Raw genomic sequence first — 14,401 nt, 5'->3', positions numbered from 1 at the left:
CGCGCCCGTGACCATGGAGACCACAGCCGATCCCGACCCGACCGACGCCCTCTCCGCCGTGCCCGCCGCGGGCTCGCGCCGGGCCGTGCCCGTCACCGGGCATCTGCGCTTCTACTACGGGCCGATGGACTGCGGGAAGTCGACGCTCGCGCTGCAGGTCGACCACAACCACGCCCGGCAGGGCCGCAAGGGCCTGCTCCTGGTGCTGCGGGACCGCTCGGGCAAGCCCCAGATCTCGAGCCGCATCGGGATCTCCCGGGCGGCGATCGAGATCAACGCCGACGTCGACCTGTGCGAGTTGGTCCGGTCGACCTGGGCGGCCGGGTCGCGGGTGGACTACCTGATCGTCGACGAGGCCCAGTTCCTCGCCCCGGCCCAGGTCGACCAGCTCGCCGAACTCGCCGACGACTCGCAGGTCGACGTGTACTGCTTCGGCATCGCGACGGACTTCCGCAGCACCCTGTTCCCAGGGTCGCGACGGCTGTTCGAACTGGCCGACGACCTGCAGCCGGTCCAGGTCGACGTCCTGTGCTGGTGCGGGCTGCCTGCCCGGTTCAACGCCCGGGTCCAGGACGGCCAGGTGACACGCGCTGGGGACACCGTTCTCGTCGCGGACACGGGGCATGCTCGTGTCGGTACGGACAGTGAACCCCTACCGGAGCAATGGTCTACTACCGTCCGTTACCAGGTTCTGTGCCGCAGGCACTTCCGTCTGGGTGATCTGGGGCTCAGCCAGGGGGTCCAAGGTCAACTCACGTTCGCCTGACTAGGCCTCTTGCGGCTACCATCACCCGGAGGGGTGATATGTCCATGCCGAATGTGCGATAGCGCGTCACAAAACCGGCGCGTGGGCATCCCTTAGGAGGATGCTGTTGTTGACGGGTGAAGCTTGTCACCGTAAGCGACGGCAGCGGGCGAACGGGAATGAAATACTCGTTTTGCTCGTTGCTCTGGGTAAGCAACACCCCTAGGCCCGCACGGGCCGAGCGAAAGGACACCGCCATGGCCGACCGTGTGCTTCGTGGTAGCAGGCTGGGAGCGGTCAGCTACGAGACTGACCGCAATCACGACTTGGCCCCGCGCCGGACGGTTCGCTACGCGTGCCCGAAGGACCACGACTTCGAGGTGCCGTTCTCGGACGACGCCGAGATCCCCTCGGTCTGGGAGTGCCGCCTGCACGGCACGGAGTCGAAGATGATCGACGGCTCCGCTCCCGAACCGAAGAAGACCAAGCCGCCGCGCACCCACTGGGACATGCTGCTCGAACGCCGCACGATCCCGGAGCTGGAGGACTTGCTGACCGAGCGTCTGCAGGAACTCCGCGGCCGCCGAGGCGCACGCAGCGCCTGACCTGCGGCCACAGACCAGACAGCCGCCCGGAACCCCCAGCCGGGCGGCTGTCGCCTGCCCGGACTGACTTGCCACCCAGAGCAACACGAGTCGCCCTCCTGCCAACCGAAGGGCGACTCGTTTCACACCTGCTCATGGGACGTGTGGGACGGCACGACCCCGCGAAACGCTGACGGCCGGGTGACTCGGCTCGCAACGCCGCCCACCCCGCTCGGGGGAAGTCGCCCGCTCGGCGGTGACGCGATCCGGCCAGGCTCGCAGCGCACCTCACGCACCCACCCGACAAGGGCTGGCTCGGACAGAACGATCCGACCCGCCTCGCCGCCCACCCAGGGCAGCGACGCGTCCGGCCCGGTGGAGTGATCGACCCGGCTCGCCGCCCACCCAGCCGAAGGATCCAGCGAAAGCACTTGTCGGCGGGTTCGACCGTGCTCGCCACCAACCTCAGGCACCACCCAACGGAAGTGCCAGGCGAAGGCGGAGTGATTCGACCCTGCCCGCCCCCAACTGACTCAACGGGCCCGGCAAAGCGCCGGTCGGGTGGTTCGGCTTTGGGGCAGTTCCCTCACCCTGCCCCGCTTTACCCGCGCAGGTCCTTCTCCGGGTCCCCAGATCAAGCCGAGTCACCGACCGGCACCCAAAGATCAAGACAGCCGAGCACCCAAAGATCAAGCCTTCTTGCCCCGAACCAGCCCCTTGATCTGGTTCCCACGCCGCCTCAGGCCCCACTTGGTCACCCGCAGCAGCGCCTCGCGAACGATGTTCCCGCTCATCTTCGACTCCCCGCGAACGCGGTCGACGAACGTGATCGGGACCTCGACCACTGTGAACCCGGCCTCCACCGTCCGCCAGGCCAGGTCGATCTGGAAGCAGTACCCGGCCGACGCCACGTTGTGCAGCTTCAGCTTCTCCAGCACGGCACGCCGGTAGGCGCGGTATCCGCCCGTGATGTCGTGGATCTTCGCCCCCAGCGCCAGGCGGGAGTACAGGTTCGCGCCGCGGGAGAGGATTTCGCGGCGGATGGGCCAGTTGACGACCTTTCCGCCCGTGACCCAGCGGGAGCCGAGTACCAGGTCGGCGTCGCCGAGGGCGTCGAGCAGGCGTGGGAGGTCCTCGGGGGCGTGGGACCCGTCGGCGTCCATCTCGACGATGACGGCGTAGTCGCGCTCCAGCGCCCACTGGAAGCCCGCGACGTAGGCGGCGCCGAGGCCGGCCTTCTCCGTGCGGTGCAGCACGTTGACCCGCTCGTCCGCCGCCGCCATGGCGTCGGCGAGGTCGCCGGTGCCGTCGGGGCTGCCGTCGTCGACGACCAGGACGTGCGTCGTGGGCAAAACGGCGTGCAGCCGCTCGACGATCGGCCCGAGGTTGTCCCGCTCGTTGTACGTCGGGATCACCACCAGGACCGGCTCGAGCTGCGTTGAGCCGTTCGGCTGGTCCGTCATCCGTGTTCCTCCTCGCCGGCGCGTGCGCGCCGGGCAAATATGACTATCCGTGGGTGTCCGCCGCGGCCGGCATGTCCCCGGCGGACCGTGAGCGCCTGCCGCGCACCAGTGCGATCACCAGCGCGGCGAGGCCCGCGGACACCATGGTCCACTCGGGCCACACACCCAGTCGGTCCGCCATCGTAGTCGCTGATCGTAACGGCACGCGCTCGACCAGCGCCGCAGGCGTGAACAGGCCCGTGCTCTGCGTCACCGTCCCATCGGGAAGGATGATCGCGCTGACCCCGCTGGTGGCCGCGACGACGACCGTGCGACCGTGCTCCACCGCGCGGATCCGGTCCATCGCCAGCTGCTGGTAGGTCATCTCGGTGCGGCCGAACGTGGCGTTGTTGGTCGGCACGGCCAACAGGTTGGACCCGTTGAGGACCGACTCGCGGACCACTGCGTCGAAGGCGACCTCGTAGCAGGTGACCAGCGCGACCCGGGCCTTGCCCATCTCGAACACCGTGGCCTCGTCGCCGGGGACGAAGGTGCCCGCGCGGTCGACGGTGGGGGTGAACAGCCGGAAGAAGTCGCGCATCGGCATCGTCTCGCCGAATGGCTGCAGCCGGCGTTTGACGTACTCGTCGACCGGGCCCACGCCCGGCTCCCAGAGGATCACCGAGTTTCGCGGCCCGTCCGGGCGCACGATGACCGCGCCGAACGCGACGGGCGCGTCGATGGCGTTGACGGCGCGCGCGATGGCCTCGGCCGCGTCGCGGTTGCGGAAGGGGTCGATGTCGGAGGCGTTCTCCGGCCAGATGACCAGGTCGAGCTTGGTGGCGCCAAGCTCGGCGGCGAGTTGCTCGGTGCGCTCGACGTGGTTGTCGAGCACGGCGCGGCGCTGGGCGTTGAAGTCGAGCCCGGCGCGCGGCACGTTGCCCTGGATGGCGGCCACGGTGACCTCGCCCGCGTCGGCGTCGGTGCCCACCGCGGGGATGGCGGCCACGCCCGCGGCCAGCGGCAGCACCGCGGCGAGCGCGGGGATCACGAGCGCCCGCGGTGCGCGCGTGATGAGCGCGCGGCGGACGAGTTCGCCGAGTCCGAACCCGGTGAGGGTGACGGCGAAGGCGATGAGCGGGGTGCCGCCCAGCGCGGCCAGCGGCAGGTAGAGGCCCTCGGGCTGACCGAAGGCGAGCTTGCCCCACGGGAAGCCGCCGAACGGGACGTAGGCGCGCAGCGTCTCCCCCGCGACCCACAGCAGCGCGGCCCACAGGTACCAGCCGCGCAGCCTGGTCACCACGGCGATGGCGGCGCATGGCACGCCGACGAGGACGGCCTCGAGTCCGCTCAGCGGCAGCCAGGCGATGGGCCCGACGAACACCCCGGTCCACGCGAGCAGCGGAACCATGAAGCCGAGGCCGAACAGCGTCCCGTAGCCGAACCCGGCGCGGGCGCGGCGGTCGTGCAGCAGCAGGGCGAGCACGGCGAACCCGACCGGCGCGAGCCACCAGGTGGGCCGCGGCGGCACGCTGAGGAACACCAGCCCGCCCGCGGCGAGCGCGGCCAGCGAGCGCAGGGCGACCTTCAGGCGACCCCGGCGGGCTGGGGCTTCGGTGCGGGAGGCCACATCTGGCTCCTGGGGCACGGCGGGGGCGACCACGGGTTCAGCGTACGGGGGCGGGCCGCCCACTCTCCGGGACTCCCCCGCGGGCGAGGTCTCACCCTCTGGTTGACGGTGTGGATCACGAACCCTAACCCTCGAGTCGATAGTGAGACTTTGCCCGGTTCGCGCAGGTCAGCGTATTTGCGTTGGGGTTGCCTGTCCGGCGAATTAGGGTTCGCCCGTGACCGATGAAACTGAGCAGTGGCGCGTCGAGTTCGACGCCGAGGTGGCGTTCCGCAACGGCGGATCGCTGAGCGTCGAGGGTTTCCGCCTCGACTCCCCCACGCCGGACCTGGACGACGCGACGACCGGCGAGTTGCTCGTGCGGCACCTGGGTCTGCTGATGGTCGGCGAGGTCCGGGTGTCGAACCGCCGGATGATCGCCGAGGCGCACAAGGGCTCGCGCGGCGTGGAGACCGCCCGTGCCCGGACGTCGCGGCTGGTCGAGCTGAGCCACCCGGTGGAGCACGGCATGGCGACCCTGCCCGGTGTCCCGGGACCGGAACTCGGCGACTACCTGACCCGCGAGCAGTCGCGCTCGGTCTACGGCCCCGACACCGAGTTCCACATCGGCACCATCTCGATGGTCGCCAACACCGGGACCTACGTCGACTCCCCCGCCCACCGCTTCGACGGCGCACCTGACCTCGCCGGGCTGCCCCTGGAGCGGGTCGCCGACCTCGACGGGCTCGTCGTGCGGGTCGCCGGGGACGGCAGGCGCGCGGTGGACAAGGCCGCTCTGCTCCCGTTCGACGTGGCGGGGCGGGCGGTGCTCATCCACACCGGCTGGGACCGAAACTGGCGCACCCCGGCGTACTTCGAGGGCCACCCGTACCTGACCGCCGACGCCGCGGACTGGCTGGTCGAGCAGGGCGTCGCCCTGGTCGGCATCGACAGCCTCAACATCGACAGCACCGACGACCCGCGGCGCCCGGCGCACACCCGCCTGCTCCGCGCGGGCATCCCCATCGCCGAACACCTGCGCGGCCTGGAGCAGCTGCCGCCCGACGGCTTCCGCTTCCACGCGGCCCCGGTACCCGTGATCGGCCTGGGCACCTTCCCAGTACGCGCGTACGCGGTGATCTAGCCCAACGAATCCTGATCGACGAGCAGCCGCTTGACGACCTTGCCGGTGGCGTTGCGGGGGACGCGGCGGACGAAGAACACATCTCTGGGCACCGAGAACCGCTCCAGGTGGTCGCGGACGTAGTGGCGCAGGTCAACGGCTTCCAGGTGCGAGCCCGGCCGGAGGACGACGTAGGCGGCGAAGCGCTGCCCGTAGTCCTGGTCGGGGACCACGACGACGGCGGCGTCCTCGACCTCGGGCAGGCTCGTCAGCAGTTCCTCCACCGGCTGCGGGAAGACGTTCTCGCCGCCGGAGACGATCATGTCGTCGTCGCGTCCGCAGACGAACAGCCTGCCGTCGGCGTCGAGGTAGCCGCGGTCGCCGGTGACCATGAGGTCGTCGTGCATCCGGTTGCGGGTGCCGTTGGTGTAGCCCTCGAACAGCAACTCGTTGCCGACGCAGATGCTGCCGATGACGCCGGGGGGCAGCGGTTCGCCGTCGGCGTCGAGGATGCCGACGCGGGTCCCGGCGGGGCAGCGGCCCGCGGTGGTGGGGGCGGCCCGCAGGTCGGTCGGGTCGGCGATGCTGGCCCAGGAGACCTCGGTGGAGCCGTACAGGTTGTAGAGGATGTCGCCGAAGGCGTCCATGAACGCGCCGGGGAACCGCTCGGGCAGCGGTGAGCCGCTGCTCGCCACCACCCGCAGCGACGAGGTGTCGTAGCGGTCGCGGACGTGGGCGGGCAGGTCCATGATCCGCTGCAGCATGATCGGCACGGCGAACATCGACGTGCACCGGTGCCTGGCGATGGCGGCGAGCGCGGCCTCCGGGTCGAAGCGGCGGTGCAGCACCAGACTGGCTTGGATGGCGGTCCCGACCTGAACCGCCGCCAGCCCCCACGTGTGGAACGCCGGCGCCGCGACCAGCATCCGCTCGCGGCGCCGCAGCGGGATCCGGGACAGGATCGACGCGGCCGACGACAGCCCAGGCGGGTTGGGTCTGCGCGCTCCTCGGGGCGCCCCGGTGGTGCCCGAGGTGAGCACGATCAGCTTGCCCGCCTGCGACGGCGGGTGGAGCCGGGTGGCGGGCGAGCGCTGGATGAGGCCGTCGATGTCGACCTCGCCTGCGGTGTCCTCGGTGGCGCCCCAGGTGGAGATCCACGGCAACGCGACCGGCAGATTGTGGAACAGCGGGGCGAACTCCTCGTCGGCGAGCAGGGCGACGGGTCGGTGCGCGGCGACGGAGTAGGCGAGCTGGTCGGCGGACAAGCCGGTGTTGAGCAGCAGCGCGTCGGCGCCGAGCTTGCCGCAGGCGATGGCGGACTCGACGATGCCCGCGTGGTTGCGGCACATCACCGCGACCCGGCGACCGGGCCGCACGCCGTACTCGGCGAGACCGTGGGCCAGCCTCGTTGTGCGTCGGTCGATCTCGTCGAAGGTCAGCTCGCCGCGTTCGTCGATGATCGCGGTCACGCCGGGGGCGCCGCCCGCCGCGGCGAGGTAGCCGCCGACGATGGTAGGGCCCCAGCGCAGCAGCGCGCTCAGCTGGCGGAAGGCCCGGTCCGGGCGGCTCGGGGAGAAGACCCCGGCGCGCAAGAGAATCCGCGCGACCGTGGGCAGGGACTGGCCCCGGGCGGCCTGATCGATGCGCGACGGCGAACTGGTGACGGCGCGTCCGGCCAGGTGGTGGTCCACCATCGACAGCGCACGGCGCACCCGCCTGCGCACCCACATGCCGGTCACGACCGTGCCGGTGGTGAGCCCGTCGGGCAGCGACAAGGTCACCCGCACGAGGGTGCGGCCCTGGTCGACGGCCTCAAGGCGGATCGCCAGGTGCCCGCCTGCCCAGTGCGGGCTGACCAGCACGAGGTGTTCGGGGGGCCGGCGGACGAGGATCTCCACCTCGTCGGGGACCGGCCTGGCGCCGTCGACGCTGAACGTGACCCGGTAGCGGGCGCGGCGGCCGCCGTTGGCGGTGCCGACGCGGTCGGAGGCGGCGACCACATCCGCGAAGCGCGGATAGAGCGCGGGCTCGCTGATGACGCCCCAGACCTCGTCCGGGGAATGGTCCAGCGTGTGCTCGACTTCGATGAGCTCGGTCGACAATGACCCTCCGTCATGCGCCTGCGCGATTCCTCGCTGTCACCACCTGCGTGTTTCCGGTAGTTATCAGCGCAGCGTCACCCGACACAAGCAGCGACTCGGCCATTCGGCCCAGTACCGATCACCGCCACCCTATTGGCGTAACCAGCGGTCCGAATGGCCGCTTGGGAGTTGTCACAAGTGATACAAATCGGCGGCGCCCGGTTGTCGAATTCGGCGCCTACGGTCGGTGATCATCGCAGGCCGAAGCCGACCTTCATGCGGTCAAGTCAGGTTCGGCGAGGAGGCGCTTGACGACCTTGCCGGTGGCGTTTCGGGGCACCCGCCGGACGAAGAACACGTCCCTCGGCACCGAGAACCGCTCCAGATGGTCGTGCACGTAGTGCCGCACATCGGTCGCCTCGAGCCGGGCCCCCGGCCGCAGCGCCACATAAGCGACGAACCGCTGGCCGAACTCGCGGTCGGGCACGCCGACCACGGCCGCGTCGTCGACCTCGGCGAGTCCCATCAGCAGCTCTTCCACCGGCCGCGGGAACACGTTCTCGCCACCGGAGATGATCATGTCGTCGTCGCGCCCGCAGACGAACAGTCGGTCGTCCGCGTCGAGGTAACCGCGGTCGCCGGTGACCATCAGGTCGGAGTGCATCTCGTTGCGGCTGCCGTTGGTGTAACCCTCGAACAGCATCTCGTTGCCCACGCAGATGCTTCCGACCGCGCCGGGTGGCAGCGGCTTGCCGGACGGGTCGAGGATGCCCACCCGGGTGCCGACCGGGCACCGGCCCGCGGTCGTCGGCGCGGCCCGCAGGTCGGCCGGGTCGGCGATGCTCGCCCAGGAGACCTCGGTGGAGCCGTAGAGGTTGTAGAGGATGTCGCCGAAGGTGTCCATGAACCGGGTGACGAACGACCCCGACATGGCCGAGCCGCTGCTGGCGACCACGCGCAGCGAGGACGTGTCGTAGCGGGCCCGGACGCGGGCGGGCAGGTCGAGGATGCGCTGCAGCATGATCGGCACGGCGAACATCGACGTGCAGCCCAGCTCGGCGATGGCGCGCAGCGCGGACTCGGGGTCGAACCGGCGCTGCAGCACGAGCGTGGCCTGCAGCGGCATGCCCAGTTGCACCGCGGCCAGTCCCCACGTGTGAAACAGCGGCGCCGGGATCAGCATCTTCTCGTGGAAGCGCAGCGGGATGCGGGAGTACACCGACGCGGCGGCGCTCAGCCCGGGCGGGTTGCGGCGGCGGGCGCCTTTGGGAATTCCCGTGGTGCCCGAGGTCATGACGATGATCTTGCTCGGCGTCGCGGGCGGGCGCAGCGGCGTCGAGGCCGCGTCCTGGGTGATCGTGTCGGTGCTGACCTGTCCGGGCGCCGCGCTCCAGGTGGAGATCCACGGCAGCGACGCGGGCAGGTTGTGGAACAGCGGGCCGAACTCGTCGTCGGCGAGCAGCGCGATCGGCCGGTGCTGGTCGACGAGGTCGGCGATCTGGTCGGCCGAGAGCCCGGTGTTGACCATGAGCACGTCGGCTCCGAGCTTGCCGCAGGCGATGACCGCCTCGACGATGCCCGCGTGGTTGCGGCACATCAGCGCGACCCGACGCCCCGGCCGCACCCCGTACTCGGCCAGGCCGTTGGCCAGCCGGGTGGTTCGGCGGTCGATCTCGTCGAAGCTCAGCTCGCCGCGCTCGTCGATGATCGCCGGGTGGTCGGGATTGGCCGCGGCGGCGGCCCGGTAGCCGCCGGCGAAGGTGGGGCCCCAGCGGGCCAGCGCGTTGAGCTGGCGGACCAGCCGGTCCGGTCTGCCGGGGGTGAAGACCCCGGCGCGCGCCAGGGTGACGGCGACGTTGAGCGCGGACTGGCTGCGGGAGGACTGGTCGATCCGCGTGGGCGAGGAGGTGACGGCCCGTCCCGCGAGGTGGTGGTCGATGACGGACAGGGCCTTGCGGACCCGTCTGCGTACCCAGGAGTTGGTCAGCACGGTCCCGGCGGTGATGCCCTCGGGCAGCGAGAGCATCACCTGCACGAGCGTGCGGCCGCGCGAGGCCGGTTCGAGGCGCACAGTGAGGTGCCCGCCTTCCCAGCGCGGGCTGACGAGCACCAGGTGCTCGTGCGGGCGGTGGACGAGGATCTCGACCTCGTCGAGGACCGGCTTGGCCGAGCCGACGCTGAACCGCACCCGGAACTTCGCCCCGCGGCCCGGCGCGGTGGCGCCGAAGCGCTCGACCGCGGCGACCTCGCGGGCGAAGCGCGGGTACAGCTCCAGATCACTCAGGACATCCCAAACCTGTTCGGGTGAGTGATCGAGGGTGAGGTCCACCTCGACGAGCTCGGTCGGCATGGTCCTCCGTCATCGCCCGACCTGAGTTCCCCAGGCCACAACTGACAAGTGTGGGACCGGTTGTTATCAGCGAACGACTATTCGGCGCAAGCATCCGTTCATCCATTCGGCCCAAACGGAGCGGTTTCTGTCACTGACCGGGCACGACCACGGTGCCTTTTGCGCGCGTCGCCACAATCGGCGGATCGAGGACGTCGGCGGCCGAGTCGCCGCGCTCGGGCGCCGCGCGACACACCACGCGGACCTCGAAGTCGAGGTCACGGGACCGGGTGCCCACCCGGGTGAGCGTGGCGGTCGCCTCGACGACGTCACCCGCGCGGATCGGCGCGAGGAACTCGACCGCCTGGTAGCCCGCGAAGAGACCTTCGTCACCATCGGTGCGGACGCACATCTCGGTGGCCACGTCGCCGAAGAGCCCGAGGCCGTACGCGCCGTCCACGAGGCTGCCGCCGTAGTGGGCGTGCGAGTGCGGCACGTAGTTGCGGTGGGTGACGGTGAATCCGACCTCGCGGGTCATGCGTGGTGTTCCTTTCGCTGGGAGATGGCGTGCACCAGGTAGCTGGCGACCTCGCCGGGGGTGGTGCCGCGGCCGAAGACGCGGTCGACGCCGAGGTCGGCGGCCATGAGGGGGTCGAAGCGGGGCCCGCCCGCGATGAGCAGCGGGCAGCGCTCCCCCATCGCCTCGCGGAACGCCGCCGACATCTCCTGGGTGTTGAGGATGTGCGCGTCACGCTGGGTGACGACCTGGGAGATCAGGACGGCGTCGGCCTTGTCGGCGCGGGCGGCTTTGACCAGTTCCGGGATGGACACCTGGGCGCCGAGGTTCACGACCCGCAGCTCCCGGTAGTACTCCAGGCCCTTCTCTCCGGCGAAGCCCTTGATGTTGAGGATCGCGTCGATGCCGACGGTGTGGGCGTCGGTGCCGATGCAGGCGCCGACGACCACGAGCTTGCGCCGGAGGGTCTTCTTGATCGCCGAGTTCACGTCGGACGGCGGCAGCAGCGGGTACTCGCGTTCGACGACCTTGACGGCGTCGAGGTCGACGATGTGCTGCACGGAGCCGTAGACGACGAAGAAGGTGAAGTCCTCGCCGATGGGGTGGCTGTGCACCACCATCGCCGGGTCCATGCCCATCTTGTTCGCCAGCTGCTGCGCGGCCCCGTCGGCGCGGGGGCCGAACGGGATCGGCAGGGTGAACGACATCTGCGCCATGCCGTCGCCGGTGGTGTCGCCGTAGGGGCGCACGTAGCGCTTCGTCTTGGGAGTCTCTGTGGTCGTCACTTCGTCGCTCCCTCGTCGAGCAGGGTGGTGGCGGGGTTGAGGTAGCCGTCGGCCTTCTCGATGACGCCGTCGGCACCCTTGCCCTTGTCGGCCGGACGCTTCATCAGGCCGAACGTTCCGTCGGCGATCGCGTTGAGCAGCCCGTCATCGACGATCCGGTCGAGCAGGTCGACGGCTTCGCCGAGGACCTGGTGGGCCCGCTTGACGATCAGGCCGTCGGGGGCGGGCCGGAAGTCCTCGCGGAGGCTGCCCGCCGCGTCGAGGACGTAGCGGACGTTGGCCAGCGCCAGGTCGCGGTCGGACAGGAACGGGGTCACGACCGCCTCGGTCATCATCCCGACGAGCAGGATCGACTGGCCGGTGAGCACCCCCGCGAGGTTGAAGAACCCATCCAGGAGGTAGCCGTTGAACACGTCGCCGGTCATGTGCTTCGTCGGCGGCATCCACTTGAGCGGCGCGTCGGGGAAAAGCTCCCGGGCGAGCAGCGCGTGAGCGAGTTCGAGGCGGAACGAGTCGGGGACCTTCGGGTTGATCTCGAAGGCGTGCCCGAGGCCGAGCAACTCGTCGGGCAGCCCGGCCTCGTGCGCGAAGTGCTCGTTGAGCAGCTGCGAGACGGTGACGGTGTGCGCGGCGTCGACGGCGTCGGCGGTGGTGAGGTAGTTGTCCTCGCCGGTATTGATGATGATCCCGGCGCGCGCGTGGACCTGGCGGGAGAACCGCTGGTCGACGAAGGTGCGGATCGGGTTGATGTCGCGAAAGAGGATCCCGTACATCGAGTCGTTGAGCATCATGTCGAGCCGTTCCAGGCCCGCGAGCACCGCGATCTCCGGCATGCACAGGCCGGAGGCGTAGTTGGTGAGCCGCACGTAGCGGCCGACCTCCTTGGACACCTCGTCCAGCGCGGCCCGCATGATGCGGAAGTTCTCCTGGGTCGCGTAGGTGCCCGCGAACCCGTGGTGGGTGGCGCCCTCGGGGACGTAGTCGAGCAGCGACTGCCCGGTGGAGCGAATGACGGCGATGATGTCGGCGCCGGCGCGGGCGGCGTTGGCGGCCTGCACGACGTCCTCGTCGATGTCGCCGGTCGCCACGATCAGATAGATCCACGGCCGCCGCGGCGGGTCGCCGAGCTTGGTGACGAGCTTGTCGCGGTTGGCGCGGTTGCGGTCGACCGTGCGCAGGCCCTTGGCGACGGCGACCCGGGCGGCCTTCGCCGCGGAGGTGGCGGCGCGGCCGGTGGGGATCGTGAACTGGATCTGCCCGGCGGCGGTGGCCTCGGCCAGTTCGGTGAGGCTGCCGAGGTCGTGTTCGCGCAGCGCGTGGAACACCGGCAGCGTCACGCCGTGTTCCAGCCCGCAGTGTTCGCGGACGGTGTCGACGACCCGGTTCACCCAGGGCACGTCACCGGCGCGGTGCGTGGTGTCGGCCCCGGTGATCCCGGCCAGGCGCAGGGTGGCGCGTTCGACGGCGACCGTGGTGTGGGCGCGCGCGAGGTCGATGACCGGTGCGGCGGCCTTGGCGGCCAGGCCGCGCGCGGTGGCGACGACCTTGGGGTCCAGGTCCAGCAGGGCCCGAGTCTGGCTCACTGGTGGTGCTCCTCGCGGTGGTGGATTGTGCGACCGCGTAGGACGGTGCGCAGACAGACGGGAAGTTCGGCGCCGGGGTGTAGCGGCGGCAGGGCGGGCACGCGCGAGCGCGGGTCCGTCGACCAGCGCTGCACACGGGAGTCGGGGGTGGCGGTGACGAGTTCGGGGGCGTCCCAGATGGCGTAGGTGGCGGGGGCGCCGGGCTGCAGGGTCCCGGTGATGCCGTCGTCGACGCCCGCCGCGCGCCAGCCGCCCTTGGTGTGGGCGGTGAACGCGGCCCGGGCGGAGAGCCCGTAGCCATCGGTGCGGTGGTGCACGGCGGCTTGGACGGTGGCCCACGGGTCGACGCGGGTGACGGGGGCGTCGGAGCCCAAGGCGAGGATCACGCCTGCGGCGGCGAGGCGGGAGAACGGGTTGAGCATGGTGCCGCGCTCACCGAGTCGCTCGGTGTACATGCCGTCCGGTCCGCCCCAGGCGGCGTCGAAGAGGGGCTGCACGGAGGCGACCACACCCCACTGTCCGAGCCGCTCTGCCTGCTCGGTGGTGACCATCTCCAGGTGTTCGAGGCGGTGCCGGGCGCCTGCGAGGGCTTCGCGGCCGACGGTCTTCTCGGCGATCGCGAAGCCGTCGATCACCTCGGCGACGGCGCTGTCGCCGATGACGTGGAACCCGGCCTGGATGCCCGCCTCGGTGCAGATCCGCAGGTGCTCGGCGATGGCGGGCGCGTCGAGGTAGAGGGTGCCGCTGGTGTCTGGGGCATCGGCGTACGGGTGACAGAGGGCGGCGGTGCGGGAGCCGATCGCGCCGTCGACGAACAGATCACCGGCCAGGCCGCGTGCGCCGAGCCGGGCGGCGAGGTCGGCGCTCCCGCGCTCGCCCCAGTAGCCGACCACCTCGGGGCCGTCGGTGCGGGCGAGCAGGTCGGCGAAGTCGTCCGTGCCCGAGATGTCGGGACCGGCGCACTCGTGTACCGACGCGATGCCCATCTCCGCCGCGTGGAGCAGGAACGCTGTCTGCGCTTCGGCCCGCTGAGCCGGGGTGATCGCGGCGAGGGCGGCCCGGCGGACCCGGTGGTGGGCGTCCTTGTTGAGCGGGCCGTCCTCGCTGAACCCGTCGGCGCCGCGAGCGTGCTGCAGCAGCGCCGAGGACACCAGCGCGGAGTGCACGTCGATGCGCGAGAGATAGACGGGCGCGCCCTGGGCAGCGGCGTCGAGTTCGGCCCGGGTGGGCGTGCGCCGCTCCGGCCAGGTCGTCTCGTCCCACCCGTGGCCCCACACCAGCGCGTTCCCGCTCGTGCGCACATGGGCCCGAAGCGCGTCGAGGCACTCCGTGAGCGACGCGCACCCGGTCAGGTCGAGACCGGTCCGCAGCAGCCCCGCCGAGGTGGCGTGCACGTGGGCGTCGACGAACGCGGGCGCGACGAAACCGCCGTCGAGTTCGACGGTCTCGTCGGCGCCGGAGTACATCGTGCGGCCGACGGAGTCCTGGCCGAGCCACACCACGATGCCGTCCTCGACGGCCATGGCGGTGGCGTGCGGGTCGGCCGGGGAGTGGATCTTTCCGCCGGTCAGCAGTGTGGTCCGGGGGTGCGCGTTCGTCATGG

At 71.0% G+C, this 14,401-nt stretch carries 11 protein-coding genes; 3 read left to right on the top strand and 8 right to left on the bottom strand.

The features are described 5' to 3' along the window. Nucleotides 1-13: 13 nt before the first annotated feature. Both GPZ80_RS26235 and GPZ80_RS26230 read left to right on the top strand, forming a co-directional pair. Nucleotides 14-766: a thymidine kinase gene (locus tag GPZ80_RS26235; protein ID WP_187223778.1), complete on the top strand. Its 753-nt coding sequence runs from the start codon at nucleotides 14-16 to the stop codon at nucleotides 764-766. A 236-nt stretch (nucleotides 767-1,002) separates the two neighbouring features. Further along, nucleotides 1,003-1,350, top strand: coding sequence for an RNA polymerase-binding protein RbpA (locus GPZ80_RS26230; protein WP_091369889.1), 348 nt, complete (start codon nucleotides 1,003-1,005; stop codon nucleotides 1,348-1,350). A 668-nt stretch (nucleotides 1,351-2,018) separates the two neighbouring features. On the opposite strand, the gene GPZ80_RS26225 is transcribed toward GPZ80_RS26230, so the two are convergent. Together GPZ80_RS26225 and lnt are read right to left on the bottom strand one after the other, a co-directional pair. Further along, the gene (locus GPZ80_RS26225) at nucleotides 2,019-2,792 is read right to left on the bottom strand and encodes a polyprenol monophosphomannose synthase (protein ID WP_187223758.1); all 774 of its coding nucleotides are present in this window, start codon (nucleotides 2,790-2,792) and stop codon (nucleotides 2,019-2,021) included. Nucleotides 2,793-2,835: 43 nt separating this feature from the next. Next, entirely contained in the window at nucleotides 2,836-4,434 is a 1,599-nt protein-coding gene (gene lnt, locus GPZ80_RS26220; protein ID WP_187223757.1) for an apolipoprotein N-acyltransferase, read from the bottom strand. Nucleotides 4,435-4,618: 184 nt separating this feature from the next. On the opposite strand from lnt, the gene GPZ80_RS26215 reads away from it, so the two are divergent. Beyond that, the gene (locus tag GPZ80_RS26215) at nucleotides 4,619-5,524 is read left to right on the top strand and encodes a cyclase family protein (RefSeq protein ID WP_187223756.1); all 906 of its coding nucleotides are present in this window, start codon (nucleotides 4,619-4,621) and stop codon (nucleotides 5,522-5,524) included. Here the strand turns inward: GPZ80_RS26215 and GPZ80_RS26210 are convergent. The 6 genes from GPZ80_RS26210 to GPZ80_RS26185 form a co-directional block, all read right to left on the bottom strand. Continuing rightward, on the bottom strand, nucleotides 5,521-7,605 hold the full coding sequence (locus GPZ80_RS26210) for an AMP-binding protein (RefSeq protein WP_187223755.1): 2,085 nt from the start codon (nucleotides 7,603-7,605) through the stop codon (nucleotides 5,521-5,523). The two genes, GPZ80_RS26215 and GPZ80_RS26210, sit on opposite strands and share 4 nt — an antisense overlap. 253 nt (nucleotides 7,606-7,858) lie before the next feature. After that, nucleotides 7,859-9,934 carry an AMP-binding protein gene (locus GPZ80_RS26205; protein ID WP_187223754.1) on the bottom strand — a complete coding sequence of 692 codons (2,076 nt, stop codon included), beginning with the start codon at nucleotides 9,932-9,934 and terminating at the stop codon, nucleotides 7,859-7,861. A gap of 130 nt (nucleotides 9,935-10,064) precedes the next feature. Then, on the bottom strand, nucleotides 10,065-10,451 hold the full coding sequence (kal, locus tag GPZ80_RS26200; protein ID WP_187223753.1) for a 3-aminobutyryl-CoA ammonia lyase: 387 nt from the start codon (nucleotides 10,449-10,451) through the stop codon (nucleotides 10,065-10,067). Beyond that, a complete protein-coding gene (kamE, locus tag GPZ80_RS33850) occupies nucleotides 10,448-11,215 on the bottom strand; it encodes a lysine 5,6-aminomutase subunit beta (RefSeq protein ID WP_312880584.1) in 768 nt (255 codons plus the stop codon). The genes kal and kamE overlap by 4 nt, the downstream gene beginning before the upstream one ends. Then, entirely contained in the window at nucleotides 11,212-12,798 is a 1,587-nt protein-coding gene (kamD, locus tag GPZ80_RS26190; RefSeq protein WP_187223752.1) for a lysine 5,6-aminomutase subunit alpha, read from the bottom strand. The genes kamE and kamD overlap by 4 nt, the downstream gene beginning before the upstream one ends. Then, nucleotides 12,795-14,399 (bottom strand): amidohydrolase, encoded by a 1,605-nt coding sequence (locus GPZ80_RS26185; RefSeq protein WP_187223751.1) that lies wholly within the window; start codon nucleotides 14,397-14,399, stop codon nucleotides 12,795-12,797. The genes kamD and GPZ80_RS26185 overlap by 4 nt, the downstream gene beginning before the upstream one ends. Nucleotides 14,400-14,401: the final 2 nt, after the last annotated feature.

The organism is Actinokineospora xionganensis (assembly GCF_014323725.1).
GTDB lineage: Bacteria > Actinomycetota > Actinomycetes > Mycobacteriales > Pseudonocardiaceae > Actinokineospora > Actinokineospora xionganensis.
This window is presented reverse-complemented; position numbering and strand designations above follow the sequence as displayed.